The organism is Nonomuraea sp. PA05, assembly GCF_008086045.1.
Classification (GTDB): Bacteria; Actinomycetota; Actinomycetes; order Streptosporangiales; family Streptosporangiaceae; genus Nonomuraea; species Nonomuraea monospora.
In genome coordinates, this window is the sequence record NZ_VSEY01000063.1 from 17416 (window position 1) to 31946 (window position 14531).

11 protein-coding genes are annotated in these 14531 nt (G+C 72.7%); 6 read left to right on the forward strand and 5 right to left on the reverse strand.

What is annotated here, in order from left to right; all coding sequences use genetic code 11:
* The first annotated feature begins 231 nt into the window (after window positions 1–231).
* Together FXF51_RS54915 and FXF51_RS54920 are read left to right on the forward strand one after the other, a co-directional pair.
* Window positions 232–1572, forward strand: a complete 1341-nt coding sequence (locus tag FXF51_RS54915; protein WP_148442850.1) for a hypothetical protein — start codon at window positions 232–234, stop codon at window positions 1570–1572.
* Window positions 1573–1624: 52 nt separating this feature from the next.
* Window positions 1625–2830 carry a cytochrome P450 family protein gene (locus FXF51_RS54920; protein WP_222871906.1) on the forward strand — a complete coding sequence of 402 codons (1206 nt, stop codon included), beginning with the start codon at window positions 1625–1627 and terminating at the stop codon, window positions 2828–2830.
* A gap of 173 nt (window positions 2831–3003) precedes the next feature.
* On the opposite strand, the gene FXF51_RS54925 is transcribed toward FXF51_RS54920, so the two are convergent.
* Entirely contained in the window at window positions 3004–4404 is a 1401-nt protein-coding gene (locus FXF51_RS54925) for an LCP family protein (protein ID WP_262380522.1), read from the reverse strand.
* 719 nt (window positions 4405–5123) lie between these two features.
* Window positions 5124–6146 (reverse strand): neutral zinc metallopeptidase, encoded by a 1023-nt coding sequence (locus FXF51_RS54930; RefSeq protein WP_262380523.1) that lies wholly within the window; start codon window positions 6144–6146, stop codon window positions 5124–5126.
* Window positions 6147–6846: 700 nt separating this feature from the next.
* Here FXF51_RS54930 and FXF51_RS54935 point away from each other — a divergent pair.
* On the forward strand, window positions 6847–7716 hold the full coding sequence (locus tag FXF51_RS54935) for a LysR family transcriptional regulator (RefSeq protein ID WP_148442852.1): 870 nt from the start codon (window positions 6847–6849) through the stop codon (window positions 7714–7716).
* Window positions 7717–7836: 120 nt separating this feature from the next.
* Here the strand turns inward: FXF51_RS54935 and FXF51_RS54940 are convergent, their stop codons facing one another.
* The 3 genes from FXF51_RS54940 to FXF51_RS54950 all read right to left on the reverse strand — a co-directional run bounded on the left by FXF51_RS54940 (window position 7837) and on the right by FXF51_RS54950 (window position 11231).
* The gene (locus FXF51_RS54940) at window positions 7837–8988 is read right to left on the reverse strand and encodes a ScyD/ScyE family protein (RefSeq protein ID WP_148442853.1); all 1152 of its coding nucleotides are present in this window, start codon (window positions 8986–8988) and stop codon (window positions 7837–7839) included.
* Between the two features lie 229 nt (window positions 8989–9217).
* Window positions 9218–10564: a sensor histidine kinase gene (locus FXF51_RS54945; protein WP_148442854.1), complete on the reverse strand. Its 1347-nt coding sequence runs from the start codon at window positions 10562–10564 to the stop codon at window positions 9218–9220.
* On the reverse strand, window positions 10557–11231 hold the full coding sequence (locus FXF51_RS54950; RefSeq protein ID WP_148442855.1) for a response regulator transcription factor: 675 nt from the start codon (window positions 11229–11231) through the stop codon (window positions 10557–10559). The genes FXF51_RS54945 and FXF51_RS54950 overlap by 8 nt, the downstream gene beginning before the upstream one ends.
* A 127-nt stretch (window positions 11232–11358) precedes the next feature.
* On the opposite strand from FXF51_RS54950, the gene FXF51_RS54955 reads away from it, so the two are divergent.
* Genes FXF51_RS54955 through FXF51_RS54965 form a run of 3 tightly spaced genes read left to right on the forward strand, consistent with a single transcriptional unit; the run spans window position 11359 to window position 14481 of the window.
* Window positions 11359–12516, forward strand: coding sequence for a LolA family protein (locus FXF51_RS54955; RefSeq protein WP_148442856.1), 1158 nt, complete (start codon window positions 11359–11361; stop codon window positions 12514–12516).
* Window positions 12513–13493: an ATP-binding cassette domain-containing protein gene (locus tag FXF51_RS54960; RefSeq protein WP_148442857.1), complete on the forward strand. Its 981-nt coding sequence runs from the start codon at window positions 12513–12515 to the stop codon at window positions 13491–13493. Before FXF51_RS54955 ends, FXF51_RS54960 begins: the two co-directional genes overlap by 4 nt.
* A complete protein-coding gene (locus FXF51_RS54965) occupies window positions 13480–14481 on the forward strand; it encodes an ABC transporter permease subunit (RefSeq protein ID WP_148442858.1) in 1002 nt (333 codons plus the stop codon). Before FXF51_RS54960 ends, FXF51_RS54965 begins: the two co-directional genes overlap by 14 nt.
* Window positions 14482–14531: the final 50 nt, after the last annotated feature.

The following is a 14531-nucleotide window of genomic DNA, read 5'->3' on the forward strand; positions in this document are numbered from 1 at the left end:
GAAATGCCGCCGGGCATTTCCGGAATGGTCTTCGTATTTCCTTGACCGATGGTCAGGTGAACGGTTTCCTTCACGGCTTGATTTGTCGGTGACCGCGAGGTGAGCTAGAGATACCAGCCATGCCTTGATCGCGATGATCGTTTGTCTGTGAAAAGCGATAATTCATCTTCTCGAAAGGGAGGTAAGGGATCGGGGGTGACGTCCGGTAAACCCACGAGCAAAGGTGTAATCATGGCGACACAAGGGGCAGCAAGGATAGATGTCGAGCTCGCCCTGCGGCAGGAGTCCGACCCGGTGCCCGCCGGTCGTGCCGAGCAGATCGCCGCGGTGCTCCCGAAAGGGGTGCTGTTCGCGCCGCCGGCGCAGCCGCCCGCCGGGCAGGCACGGGTGCCGCAGGCGGAGTGGCTCCTCACCTCCGCGTGGCCCTACCAGGGCCGCACCGCCACCGGCAGCGCCGCCGTCCACTACGCGGCAGGCCACGACCGCCTCATCCGGCCGATGATCCTCGCCGACGGCTTCGGCTACGGGCCCAGCGACGTGCCTGGCCTGTGGCACCACCTCAACACGCCCTACCCGCCCCACCAGCAGCGCCTCCTGGACCAGCTCCTCTCCCAGGGCATCGACGTCGTCCTGCTCGGCTTCGGCGCCCGGCACACGCACATCCAGGCCAACGCGGGCGTGGCGGCCACCTGCATCCGCCGCGCCATCAGCGAGCGGTCAGGCAACGCCCCGCTGATCGTCGGCGGCCTCGGCATGGGCGGGCTCGTCACCCGCTACGCGCTGGCCGAGATGGAGAACCGCCGCGAGGACCACCAGACCGCGACCTACCTGTCCTACGACACGCCGCACAACGGCGCGTGGATCCCCCTGATACTCCAGCAGCTCGCCCACTTCGCCCAGGCCTTCTCCCCGGCGGAACCCGGACAGGCGGCCCTGATCGCCAGCCCCGCCGCCCAGCAGCTCCTGTGGGCGTGGGTCGGCAGCGCCCGCTACTCGGGGCCCGTCGCCACCTCCAGCCCGCTGCGCACCGAGTTCCTGGAGGACCTGCGGCGCGTCGGCTGGTTCCCGGTCCGGCCGCGCAAGCTCGGCGTGGCCAACGGGGCCGCCGACGGCACCGGCAGGAACGTGCCACCCGACCACCTCGTCTTCGAGTGGAGCGAGCTGGGCGGCCTCGTCGGCGCCACCGTCCGCACCCAGCCGGAGCGCGGCCTCAACAGGCACGTCGGCGGCATGCGCGCGGTGCCGATGTGGGCGGGCAAGAGCTACACCAGCGACGTCCCGCCGTTCGACGGCGTGCCCGGCGGCACGCTGCCCCTGTACGGCACGCTCGCCGACAAACTGGGCGCGCCCATCGCCGGCCGGTACAGATCGGCCTGCTTCGTCCCCTCGGTGAGCGCCGTCGCCCTCCAGTACGACCCGCTCGACTGGCCGATCGACCTCTACACCGACATCACGTCCCTGTCGCCCGAGCAGAGCCAGCTCGACGACTACCACTGCGACTCGCACAACTCCGAGCACGGCCAGGTGACCGGCGTCCTCGCCGACTGGATCCTGGGACAGCTCGGCAAGTAGCGGCGACGCGGCGGGTCCCGGCCGCCCGCCGCCCGTCCTCCCCGGAGCGTCCATGCTGAACGAGATGCTGCCGGAATACGAAGGGCTGCTGTCCGACCCCTACCCGGCCTACGCCGACCTGCGGGCGTCCGGCGCTCTCCGGCGGGTGACCATGCGCAACGGCCTGTACGGCCGGCTCGTCACCCGCTACGACGACGCCCGCGCCGCGCTCGCCGACCCACGGCTGAGCAAAGACCCGCGCCACGCGCCCGCCGACTGGCGGGCGGCGGGGCGCGGGCGTCCGCTGGAGGACCGGTCGGGGCTGGGCACCCACCTGCTCACCACCGACCCGCCCGAGCACACCCGGCTGCGCCGCGTGGTGTCCGGGTTCTTCACGCCGCGCCGGCTGGCGCTGCTGCGGCCCGGCATCGAGGCGTCCGCCCGCGCGCTCGCCGCCGGGCTGCGGTCCGGCGCCGACCTGGTACGCGACTTCGCCTCGCCGCTGCAGTCCGGGGTGATCTGCGACGTGCTCGGGGTGCCGCCGGCCGATCGCGGGGACTTCCAGCGGTGGACGGCCGCCGTGGTGTCGTCGCAGCCCGACGCCCCCGACGCCAGGCCCGCCGCGCTGCGGGAGCTGGGCGCGTACGTGCGCGGGCTGGTCGAGGGCAAACGGCGGGCCCCCGGGGACGACGTGATCAGCGCCATGACCGCGGCGGCCGAGGACGGCGACCGGCTCGGCGAGGACGAGCTGCTCGCGATGATCTTCCTGCTGCTCGTGGCCGGGTACGAGACCACCGTCGGGCTCGTCGGGCTGGGCACGTACACGCTGCTGCGCCACCCGGAGGCGCTGGCACTGCTGCGCGCCCAGCCCGGGCTCATCGAGCCCGCCGTGGAGGAGCTCCTGCGGCACGACAGCCCCGTGGAGCTGGCCACCTGGCGCTTCACCCTGGAGCCTGTGGAGATCGGCGGGGAGTGGTTGCCCGCCGGGGAGCCCGTCCTGGTGGCGCTCGCCGCCGCCAACCGGGACCCGGACCGCTTTCCCCGGCCCGACGTGCCCGACCTCACCCGGCAGGACAACGGGCACCTCAGCTTCGGGCACGGGCCGCACTACTGCCTGGGGGCGCTGCTGGCCCGCCTCGTCGGGCGGGCGGCGCTGGCGGAGGTCGTCCGGCTGCCTGGGCTGGCGCCGGCCGTGCCCGTTGAGCGGTTGCGGTGGCGCGCCAGCCTCACGGTGCGGGGGCCGCTCGAACTGCCCGTGACGTTCGGCCGGCACCACTAGCACCGCCTGCCTCGGCCGGCGCCGGTAGTTCGGGCTGGCTCTGGCCGGCGGGGCGGGCCAGGGGAGCCGGTCAGGAGGTGCGGCGGCAGGCGTCGCGCCGGGCAGGGCGTGCGGCGGCAGGCGTCGCGCCGGGCAGGGCGTGCGGCGGCAGGCGTCGCGCCGGGCAGGGCGGGTCAGAGGCCGCAGAGCTCGTCGAGGGACTGGGCGCCGGACTTCTGGCTGTTGCGGGTCGGCGTCTGCGTGGGGGTGGCCGTGCGGGGCTTGGCGGGCGTGGAGGCGGTCACGCTGGGCGAGGCGCTCACGTTGGCCGTCTGGGCGCGGCGGGCGGGCCTGAGCGAGTCGTTGACGGCCTTCTTCGTGGCCGTACGGATCTTGGCCCAGTCGGGGCGGCCCGAGTAGAACTCCGGCGGCACGAACTGGAGGCTGGTGATCTTGGCGTCCTTGACCTTGACCGCCAGCTCCACCAGCGGCTGCAGCAGGCTCTCCGGGATGTTCGTCTGCGCCAGCCGCTTGGCCGCGCCCGCGATCCTCTCGAACCTGCTCAGGATCACCGTCGGGGTCGCCTGCTGGGCGAACGCGCCGATGACGCAGCGCTGGCGGGACATCCGGGAGAAGTCGTCGCTGCCGACGCGCGAACGGCCGTACCACAGGGCCTGCTCGCCCGTCAGCTTCCGGTAGCCCGCCTTGATGGTGCCGGCGGTGCCGTAGAGGCCGCCCCACTTGACGTCCTGCTCCACCTTGATCTTGAGGCCGCCGATGGCGTCCACCAGGTCGGCGAAGCCGTACATGTTCATCAGCATGTAGTAGTCGATGTGCAGGCCGAGCGTGTAGCCGATGGCGTCCATCAGCGCGCGCGGGCCCTTGTTCCTGCCGCCCATGAGCTGAGGGTTGTCGTTGGCGTACTGCCAGACCTCGTTCAGCAGGCCGCCGTTCGGCAGCTCGGCCATGAACCCGTTCGGGAACTGCTTGTGCAGCGGTGAGGAGGACGGGAAGCGCACGTGCTGCAGGTTGCGCGGCAGGCTGAACAGGACCGTGGTGCCGGTCTTGAGGTCCACGCTGGCCACGTTCATGCTGTCGGTGCGGACGCCGGTCCTGTTGCCGGCCGCGTCGCCGCCGATCAGGAGGAAGTTGACGCGGTCCTTCCCGTTCCAGGGGTCCTCGGGGTTGTGCGTCACCTGGGGGTCCTCGGGGTCGGGCGCCGAGGGGAAGATCGACTTGATCGCGTCGCGGGCGGTCACGACGTAGTTGGCGGTCAACGCGAACGGCGACATGACCGCCACGCACAGCACGCCGACCACGATGCCGGTGAAGATCTGGCCCTGCTGGTTCAGCTTGTTCGGGCCCAGCGCCACGTACGAGGTCGTCAGGACCGCGAACCACGCCAGCGCCAGCACCGAGGCGATCACCACCACCAGCATCATGTTGCTGCTGTTGGCCAGCCAGGACGCGTTCGCCAGGTTCCCCGCCACGCTCAGGCCCAGGGCCAGGGCGACCAGCAGGAGCACCGCGTACACGCTGATCAGCACCAGGCCGGTACGGCGGTGCCCGGCCCGCAGATGCGCGGCGCCGGGCACGACGGCGGACAGGGCCGTCCAGCCGAGGACGGCGCCGGGGGTCAGCGGCTTGGCGAAACGCGGGGCTTTCGAACCGGGGCGGCCTTTGCCGGGTTTGCCGGGCTTGCCTGGTCCACCGGAACCGCCGGAGTTGCCGGGGCGGCCTGGCCCACCGGAACCGCCGGAGTTGCCGGGTCGGCCGGAGTCGCGGGGGCCGCCGGAGTTGCCGGGGCGTCGGGAGTCGCGGGTGCCGCTGTTGTCGCTGGAGCGGGGGGACTCGCCGGGCGCGCCTGAGGCGTTCGGTGCGTCGCCCGGGGCGTCGGCAGGGCGACCGGCGACGAGCTTCCCGGGGGCAGGGACCTCGGACGCCGATGCTCCGCTCGCGCGGGAGGCCGGAGCGCCGGCCGCGCGGGGCCCGGACGCGCCGGAACCGGGAGCGTCAGGACCCGGAGCCCGGGACGGGGCGCCAGGGCCCGGGGCGCCAGGGCCCGGGGCGCCAGGGCCCGGGGCGGGCTGGGCGCTCGCGCCGGAATTCGTCCGCGATCGTCGCGTGGGGCGCCGTTTCCTGCCTTCCGGCGCGGGATCTACCCCATCGCGATTACTCACACCTGGCTCCTTACACGCCTACCAGGCAAAACCCTCGTTTTGCCCCCCGATCGGCACAAGATTGCCAGGATTCTAGTCCCCATACCTGGACATCAGAGACATGTGCCCAACCTGAGATGAACGCCACTGGTCCATCAGGAGACCGTAGAAGACGGCGCCATCCACGTATTGCACTGGTATGCCTTGTCTCTCTCCCACCCCTGCCGGAACCACCGCCCGCTGTTCACCGGCTTGCCGTGGTCGCGCGGATATCCCGGATGGTCGCCCACCTGACTGAAGAACCAGAACAGCCGGCTGCGGTTGGCCGTGTTCACCGGGTACGACGAGGCGACCGACCGCATCCACATGGCCCCGAAGCAGTTGGCCTGCAGCTCCAGTCGCCGGCTGAGCGCGAGCTTGCCGCTCTGGCTGCTGGAGTCGAGCGTCGCCGACCACCAGGAGTTCATCAGCCCCGTGAGGTTCTGGACGTGGTGACCGTACTCGTGGGCCATCATGCCGATGATGCCGCCGTGCCAGGAGATGATCTGGCCGTAGCCGGCGGCGTTGCCGCGACCCCTGGCCATGGCCGAGGTGGAGGCGTAGATGGTGTTGTTCTGCGGGCAGTAGTACGGCACGGTGCTGCCCGCCGACGGGTAGTCGCCGCAGGCGCCACGGCCGCCCTGGGCCGCGATGGCGTACCTGGGCGGGCTGAACTTGAAGCCCTGCTTCTCCAGCACCGGCTTCCAGGCCCGGTCCATGCACGCGCCGGTCTTGATGATCAGCGACTTGAGCTGGCTGTGGCTGAAGATGCTGGCGTTGCCGGCCCGGCAGTTCAGCCTCGGCAGCGTGCCCGCCCGGTAGACGCTGTTGTTCTTCAGGCTCGTGTTGACCGTCACCTGCGCGGGCGGCGTGACGGTGGTCGACGGCTCGTCGTCGTCCTCGGACGGCGTCGGCTGCGGCTCCTGGCTGCGCGTCGGAGCGGGCTCGTCGTCATCGTCGCTGGGCCGGGCCGACGGGTCGTAGGACGGCTCGTCGGACGGGTCGTAGGTCGGGACCGCGACCGGCGTGGAGGTCTCGGAAGTGGACGAGGCGGAGATCATCACCGCGCCGATGACGATCAGCACGAACAGCGCCGCCAGCGACCCGAACACGGCGCCGAGCACGCCGAGCGCGCCCATCCCCGACTTCCTGGGCTGTGGCGGCCGGTGCCACTGCTGCGGCGGCATGGGCGGGGGTGGCGGCGGCGGGGGAGGGGGCGCGGGCTGCCGATACGGTTGCTGACCGTAGGGCGGCTGACCCTGCGGAGGCTGCCCGTAAGGCTGCTGCCCGTGCTGGGGCTGCCCGTGCTGGGGCTGCCCGTGCTGGGGCTGCCCGTGCTGGGGCTGCCCGTAGGGAGGCTGAGGGTACGGGGGCTGAGGGTACGGGGGCTGAGGGTACGGGGGCTGCGGGTACGGCTGCCCCTGCGGGTGGGTCGGCTGCTGCTGGTACGGGTTCCTCTGCGGCGGCGCGGGCGGCGGGGGCGGCGGCGGGTACGCCCCGCCCTGCGGCTGCGGCTGCCGGTGTCCCGGCGGGGGTTGCGGCTGCCGGTGCCCGGGCGGCGGCCAGGGCAACGAGGGGGGCCGCTGGGGCTGCCCTGGCCCCTGTGGCGGGGGTGGATACTGCCCGTTCCCTGTCACCGTGTCTCCCCGTTCACCCCGTCGTCCGAAATGCAGGCATTTGCCGTACGACTAGTCGGACCCTTGCCAAATTTGGGGCAAAAGCATACTGATTTATCACCCGTCACGGATGTAGCAGTGCTCGGTTACAGTCCGAAATCATTCGAGGTGATCTCCGCTATCTCCGGGTCCGGGCGGGGGGCGTTGTCCTAGCTTCATTTGCATGAATCTCCAGCAGCTCCGCTATGTGGTCGCGACTGCGGAGCACCGCACCATGACCGACGCGGCCAGGTCGCTCTACATCGCGCAACCTGCGCTCTCGCGCGCGATCCGCGACCTCGAGCGCGAGCTCGGCATGACACTGTTCGCGCGTTCCGGACGCGGGGTGGTCGTCACCACGCAGGGACGCCGGGTGGTCAAGCTGGCGAGGGAGGCACTCGACGCCGTACACGAGATCGAGGGCCTGGCCAACCAGACCGCTCCCACCGACGCGGAGCTCCGCATCGCGTCCACCCCCAGCCTCGAGCCAGGCCTCGCAGGGCGGCTGCTGCCCGCCTACGCGGCCGAGCATCCAGGCGTCCGTGTGCACATCGTGCGCTGTGACGGCAGAGACGGCGTCGTCAGCGCCATCAGGGACCAGCGGGCCGACCTCGGCCTCACGGACCTGCCCGTGCCCACCGATCTCATCACCCACCCCCTCGAACGGCAGGAGATCGTGCTGATCTCCCCGCCAGGGCTCGAACTGCCCAACCCGGTGCCGATGGGCAAGCTGCACGGCATGCGCCTGGCGCTTCCCGCCCGCGGCAGCATGCGGCGCAGGGAGCTCGACGCGATGTTCGGCAAGTACGCGGTCACCCCGGTGGTCGTGCTCGAGACCGACGAACGCAACGGCTGGCTCAACGCCGTCCGCGCCGGGCAGGCGTCGCTGCTGTGGTACCGCGGCATGGCCGAACAGGCCGGACGCGCGGGCCTGGTGGTGCGCTCGCTCGAACCCGCGGTGCGTCGCGTCATCGCCGTCGTGCACGCCCGCCGCCGGCTGCCGCTGATCGCCCAGGACTTCCTGGCCACCGCGGAGAAGGGAACCGCCGCCTGAATCCTTTGGGAACGATCCATTTCCTGTCTCGCGCCACCTGACGGAGCACGCGGACAGCAGCAGCCACGTGGGGCCCGGCATCGGCGCCGCGCCCCTGATGGCCGCCGGACAACCGTCCGATCACCACTGACCCGAGATGCGCAGCACCTCCCCGGACCCCGCCAGCGTCCCCTTGTTGGACACGTAGTACGCGCCGTCCGGCCCGGCCGCCACACCCGTGGGCGTGAACAGGCCATCCCCGGCGATGAGCGTCCTGGTGCCGTCGCGCTCGACGCGGTGCAGCGCCCCCGCCGGGTCGCCCGACAGCAGCCCGTTGGCGGCGATCTCCAGCACCAGCAGCCGGCCGCGCCGGTCGAAGGTGATGTCCACGATGTTGGTGAAGCCGGAGGCGTACACCGCAGGCGGCTCACCCGGCGCCAGGCGCCACACGCCGGCTCCTCCCACGGGGAAGGGGAAGCCGGTGAGCTGGCCTGCGTACAGGGCCCCGTCGGGGCCGCGGGCCACGCTCGTGGGCACCGGGTGCATCGGGACCTCGCCGCCGCCGGGGCCGGGCACGAGACGGACGTCGAACACGGCGACCGTCGAGATCCGGCCTCCCGGGCCCACCCGCAGCAGGTCGTTGGCGCCCGCGTCCACGACCAGCGCGCCTGAGCCGTGCGGCAGCACCGCGTACGGCTGACTGTCCGGGCCGGTGCCCGGCTGGCCCTGGTCGGGGTCGTTCGCGGCCTCGTACGCGCCGAGGTCGGCGACGCTCCTCCACCGCTTGCCGGACGCCTTGACCAGCGTGGCGATGGCCGCCCCATCCCGGCCGAGCTGCGCGCGCCTGGCCGGGTCGGTGCCCAGCCCGACCGGGATGAGGAGCCCGCCGTGCGTCGCGGCCACGTCGTGGGCCCCGAGCACCTCGCTGAGGTTCGGCGTGCCGAGCGACGGCAGGCCGGTCACCACCCGGCGCTGGCCGCCCTTCGAGACGGCCGTCACGGCGCCTGTGGGGCCGAGGCAGAACGTCTGGTTCTGGGCGCCGACGATGCACGGGCCGGGGCCGCCTCTGCCCGCCTCGGCCACGTAGAGGACGCCGTCGGGGCCGAAGTTCAGCCCCCGGGGGTTGTCCAGGCCTGAGGCGATCACCGTCATGGACGGGGTCCGGGTCTGAGCGGCCGTGAGGCTTGCCGCCAGGGTGGGCGAAGGCGTGGCGGCCACGGCGGACGCGAGGCTCGCCGCGAGGGCGGCGGCCGGGATGACGCGGCGCGAGGGCCGCCCGCGTGCTGCACGCATGCCCCGTGCGTAACACGGCGGGCGCCCGGTGACCAGGGTCCTGTCCCCAAGGTGACAGGAATGGTCTGGGGACGCGTGACCCGGCCACGCATCGGAGGCGGACGGCTGCGGGCCGGGGTCAGGCGGGCCGTCCGGAAGGTGACGCGAGCGCGCCCGGCCTCAACCGGCCGCCGGAAGATGACGTGAGCGCGCCTCAGCCGGCCACCGGAAGGTGACGCGAGCGCGCGCCTCAGCCGGCCACCGGAAGGCGGACGACGGCCCGCAGGCCCGGCTCGGCGTCCTCCAGCACCACGGTCCCCCCGTGCGCCCGCACGGTCTCCCGGACGATGGCCAGCCCCAGCCCCGCACCCCCCTCGTCCCGGCTCCGCCCGGAGTCCAGCCGGGTGAACCGGTTGAACACCCGCTCCCGATCCTGCGCGGGGATCCCGGGCCCGTCATCGGTGACGGTCAGCACGGCGTCGGCCGTCAGCGCCACCTCGACCTTGGACGCCGTGTGCCGCACCGCGTTGTCCATGAGGTTCGTCAGCACCCGGCTCAGGTCGAGCGCGTCGCCCCGCACCACGACCGGGTCGCACACCGTCAGCCGCGCCTCGGCGTACCGGTCGACGACCTGCCGCACCACCTCGTCCAGTTCGACGGGCTCGCGCCGCGCCGGCACGCCGCCGCGCTCGTCCAGCCGGGCCAGCGCGAGCAGGTCCTCGGCCAGCCTGGACAGCCGCATGGTGTCCTCCAGGACGCCTTCCGCGGTCTCCTGCCAGTCCTGCCCGTCGGGGTGCCCGAGCGCCACTTCGAGCTGCAGCCGGATGCTGGCCAGCGGGCTGCGCAGCTCGTGCGCGGCGTCGGAGACGAGGGCGCGCTGGCGCTGCTCGGCCTCCTCCAGCCGGGCCAGCATGCCGTTGAGGGTGGTGGCCAGGGAGTGCACCTCGTCGCGCGACTGCGGCACGGGCAGGCGGCGGGACCTGGCGGTGTGGGTGATGTCGGCCGCGCCCTTGCGCAGCGCCGCGATCGGGTGCAGGGTACGGCCGATCATCAGCCAGCTCGCCACCGCCAGCAGCACGACCAGCGCAGGCGTGCCGATCAGCAGCACCCGCCCGGCCGTGACGAGGCTCGTCTGGATCTCGCTGATGGGCCGGGCCGCCACGACCGTCTGCCCGTGGTCCGCGCTGAGCACCACGACCCGCAGGAAGCCCGGGATCGCGTACGGCCGCCCGTCCAGAAGCGTCGCCTGCCCGTTCGCCAGGACCCGCGCCCTGGCCTTGGCGTCCAGCATGGGCACCAGCCGGTCGGCGCCGTAGGTGACGTGCGTGATCCGGCCGCGCGCGTCGATGACCTGCACGATGGTGCCGTCGTGGGTGGAGATCGGGCTGGTCAGCGTGCCGGCGTCGGCGGCCACCCGCACCGCCTGGGCCTGCGCCGTGGTGGAGTCGTCCACGGTGTCCATGAGGGCCCGCTCCAGCACGGTCACCAGCACCGCGGCCGACAGCGCCAGCGCCGCCGCGAGCACCGCGGCGGCGGCCGCCGTGAGCCGGAAGCGCAGGCCCTGCCGCCGCCACCAGACCAGCGGCGACTCAGCCACCGTCGCCCGCCAGCCGGTAGCCGGCGCCGCGCACGGTCTGCAGCGCGTTCCTGCCGAACGGGGCGTCGATCTTGCGGCGCAGGTAGCCGACGTACACCTCGACGACGTTCGGGTCCGTGTCGAAGGTGTCCCACACGTGCTCCAGGATCTCCGACTTCGACACCACCTCATCGCGCCGCCGCATCAGGTACTCCAGCAGCGCGAACTCCCTGGGCGTCAGCTCAACCTGGCTCTGCCCGCGCTCCACCCTGCGCCTGGCCGGGTCCAGCGACAGGTCGCCCGCCAGCAGCACCGACGGCCGCCGTCCGGCGTCGCGCCGCATCAGCGCCCGCAGCCTGGCCACCAGCACCACGTACGAGAACGGCTTGGTCAGGTAGTCGTCGGCCCCCAGGTCGAGCCCGTCGGCCATGTCGTACTCGCCGTCCTTGGCCGAGAGCATCAGGATCGGCACCCAGTTCTCCTCTGCCCGCAACTGCTTGCACACGTTGTAGCCGGACAACCTGGGCAGCATGATGTCGAGCACCACGACGTCGTAGTCGCCCTGCCTGGCGGCGTGCAGCCCCTCCTCGCCGTCGTGCGCGAGATCCACGGCGAACCCCTCCGCCTGCAGCCCGCGCTGCAGCGCGGCCGCCATCCGCCGCTCGTCCTCGACGACAAGTACTCTCATACGGCAATTCTCCCGTTCTCGCGCTGAGACAACGCTGAGAAGCCTGAGAGTCATCTCAGGCTGTCTCAGGGTTGCCACAGGAACCATGACGCAGTCTCTGAGCATCGACATACCGTTAAGGAGTGAAATGCGCAGAGGCACGTTCGTGAGGTGGGGAGTCCCGATCGCGGCGGCTGCCGTGATCGGAGCCGCGATCGGCGCCGGCCCCGTCATCGCCGCGGTGAGCGGCGACCCCGTGTTGCCCGAGCGTTCGGCCGAGCAGTTGCTCGCCGACGCCGCGGCGGCCACCGGCAAGGCGGGCGGGGTCCCGCCGATGTCCGGGACAGTGCAGCAGACGGCCTCGCTCGGCCTGCCGGCCCTGCCGCAGACCGGAGGCCCGGCCTCGCCGCTCAGCCTGCTGTCCGGCTCGCACGAGGTGAAGGTCTGGTACGGGGCGGCCGACAAGCTCCGCGTGGCCATGCCGACCCAGCTCAACGAGACCAACCTGATCGTCAACGGCGGCCAGGCCTGGTACTGGGACAGCGCCACCAACACCGCCACCAAGCTGACCATCAAGCCGGGCACCCCGGCGGCGGCGCACACCACGCCGCTGCCGAGGGAGACCGAGCTGACGCCGCAGCAGCTCGCCGAGCGGCTGCTGGCGGACGCCGACAAGCACTCCACCGTCCGGGTGATCAACACGGCGGAGGTGGCGGGCCGCCCGGTCTACCAGCTCGTGCTGGCGCCCAAGGAGGAGAGCTCCCTGGTGCAGGAGATCCGGGTCGCCCTCGACGGCGAGACGTACGTCCCGCTCCAGGTCCAGGTGTACGCCAAGGGCTCGGCCGAGCCGGCGTACCAGGTCGGGTTCACACAGGTGACGTTCACGCCGCCGGCGGCGGAGAACTTCACCTTCACCCCGCCCGCGGGCGCCAAGGTGGAGGAGAAGACGCTCGGCCCCGACGGCGACGTCGAAGCCAGGGTGGAGGAGCGCGCCGAGCACGCCAGGGAGGTCGCGGGCGACCTGAAGGTCGTCGGCGAGGGCTGGTCGGCCGTCGCGGTCATGCCGTTCTCGCTGTCGGACCTGACGGCGGCCCAGCAGTCCGGGGACGGCGAGAGGCGGTCCGGCGGCGACCCGGCCGCGCTGGTCGACAACGTGCTCAAGAGCGCCACCCCGGTGAGCGGCACGTGGGGCTCGGGCAGGCTGATCAGGACCAAGCTCGTCACCGCCCTGCTCACCGACGACGGCCGGCTCCTGGTCGGCGCGGTCACGCCGGAGGCGATCACCAAGGCGGCGGGCACCAAGTGACCACCGTCACGCAGGAAGCGGGGGCGCCCTTCGGGGCGGCCCCGCCCTCCGGGGACGAGGACGCGGCGATCCTCACCCGAGGGCTCACCAAACGGTTCAAGGGCGGCCAGGTCGCCGTGGACACGCTGGACCTGACCGTGCCGCGCGGCTCGGTGTTCGGCTTCCTCGGGCCCAACGGCTCGGGCAAGACGACCACGATCCGCATGCTGCTCGGCCTGGTCGCGCCCACGCAGGGCGAGTACTCGGTGCTCGGGCTGCCGCAGGCGCAGGCCCTGCCCAAGGTGGGGGCGCTGGTCGAGGGGCCGGCGTTCTACCCGTACCTGTCGGGCACGGCCAACCTGGCGCGCTTCGACGCCGCCGACCCGACCGCGCACGGCGGCACCGCCAAGCGGCGCATCGCCGACGCGCTGGAGCGGGTCGGCCTGTCGGCCGCCGCCGGCAAGCGGTACCGCAACTACTCGCTCGGCATGCGCCAGCGCCTGGCCATCGCGGCCGCGCTGCTCGGGCCGCGCGAGCTGCTCGTGCTGGACGAGCCGACCAACGGGCTCGACCCGCAGGGCACCCGTGAGGTCCGTACGCTCGTCAAGGAGATCGCGGCCGAGGGCACCACCGTCTTCGTCTCCTCGCACCTGCTGGCCGAGGTCGAGCAGATGTGCACGCACGCCGCGATCATGCGGACCGGCAAGCTCGTCGCGCAGGGCACCATCGCCTCGCTCAGCGGCGGCCTGGTCACCCGCATCAGGGTGGAGACGCCCGGCCCGGACGACGCCGCGCGGGTGCTGGCCGGGCTCGGCCTGGCCGACGTGCGCGCCGAGGGCCGCGCCGTCACCGCCGAGCTGGGCGGGCACGCCCCCGAGCAGGTCAACGCCGCGCTCGTGGGCGAGGGCGTGGCCGTGCGGGGGCTGGCCGTGGTGCGGCCGAGCCTGGAGGACGTGTTCGTGGGACTGACTGGGGAGGGCTTCGATGTCGACGGGTGAGAACCCGGGGGCGAGCGGCGCGAGCACGAGCACGCTGACGACCCCGCTGACGACCGCGTCCGGGCCGCGGCGCACGCCCGGGCTCGTGCCGGTGACGGAGACCTTGCGCACCACGGAACGTTACGAACCGGAGCCGGGGCCCACCGCCCCGCCCGTGCCGGCGGCGCGGCCGGCGTGGGCGTTCTGGCGGCTGCTCGGCTCCGAGCTGGGCCTGACCTTCCGCCGCCCGCGCAACCTGGCCATGCTCGCCGTGCTGGCCGTCGTGCCGGTCGTCGTCGGCGTCGCGCTGCGCATGTTCGGCTCGGCGGACGACGACATGAGCGGGCTCGTCCAGGACGTGGCGGGCAACAGCGTCATGCTGACGTTCGTCTCGTTCTCGTTCCTGGTGCTGCTGCTGATGCCGGTGGCCGTGGCCGTGGTGGCGGGCGACTCGATCGCGGGGGAGGCCGGGGGCGGCACGCTGCGCTACCTGCTGGCCGCGCCGGCCGGCCGCACCAGGCTGCTGGCGGTCAAGTACCTCAACGCGGCCGTCTACGCCTACGCGGTGACGGCGGTCGTGGCGCTGTCCGCGCTGGTCACGGGCCTGGTGCTGTTCCCCGCTGGCGACGTGACGCTGCTGTCGGGCAACACGGTCCCGCTGGCCGACGGGCTGCTGCGGATCGCCATCTCCGTCGGGTACGTCGGCGCGGGCATGGCGGCGCTGGCCGCGGTCGCGCTGGCGCTGTCGGTGTTCACCGAGGTGCCGATCGGGGCCATCGCGGGCACCATGGTGCTGGTCATCGTCTGCCAGGTGCTGCGGGCCATCCCCGAGCTGAGCTCGATCGCGCCGTACCTGCTGCCGACCAGGTTCACCAACTTCGACGCGGTGCTGCGCAGCCCGATCGACGTGGCGGCGCTCAGGGACGGGCTGCTGACGTTCGGGGCTTACATCGTGCTGTTCGGGTCGATCGCGTGGGCCCGGTTCTCCGGCAAGGACATCACGTCCTGACCCCCGCCGTCCATGCCCGGGGGATGGGGGCACGGCCGGCGGGAGGCGCG

Excerpts from the sequence above, each read along its gene's own strand:
- FXF51_RS54950 (WP_148442855.1), bottom strand. The coding sequence starts at position 11,231 with ATGAGAGTACTTGTCGTCGAGGACGAGCGGCGGATGGCGGCCGCGCTG.
- FXF51_RS54935 (WP_148442852.1), top strand. The coding sequence starts at position 6,847 with ATGAATCTCCAGCAGCTCCGCTATGTGGTCGCGACTGCGGAGCACCGC.
- FXF51_RS54940 (WP_148442853.1), bottom strand. The coding sequence starts at position 8,988 with ATGCGTGCAGCACGCGGGCGGCCCTCGCGCCGCGTCATCCCGGCCGCC.
- FXF51_RS54955 (WP_148442856.1), top strand. The coding sequence starts at position 11,359 with ATGCGCAGAGGCACGTTCGTGAGGTGGGGAGTCCCGATCGCGGCGGCT.
- FXF51_RS54920 (WP_222871906.1), top strand. The coding sequence starts at position 1,625 with ATGCTGAACGAGATGCTGCCGGAATACGAAGGGCTGCTGTCCGACCCC.
- FXF51_RS54930 (WP_262380523.1), bottom strand. The coding sequence starts at position 6,146 with ATGGGCGCGCTCGGCGTGCTCGGCGCCGTGTTCGGGTCGCTGGCGGCG.
- FXF51_RS54965 (WP_148442858.1), top strand. The coding sequence starts at position 13,480 with ATGTCGACGGGTGAGAACCCGGGGGCGAGCGGCGCGAGCACGAGCACG.
- FXF51_RS54915 (WP_148442850.1), top strand. The coding sequence starts at position 232 with ATGGCGACACAAGGGGCAGCAAGGATAGATGTCGAGCTCGCCCTGCGG.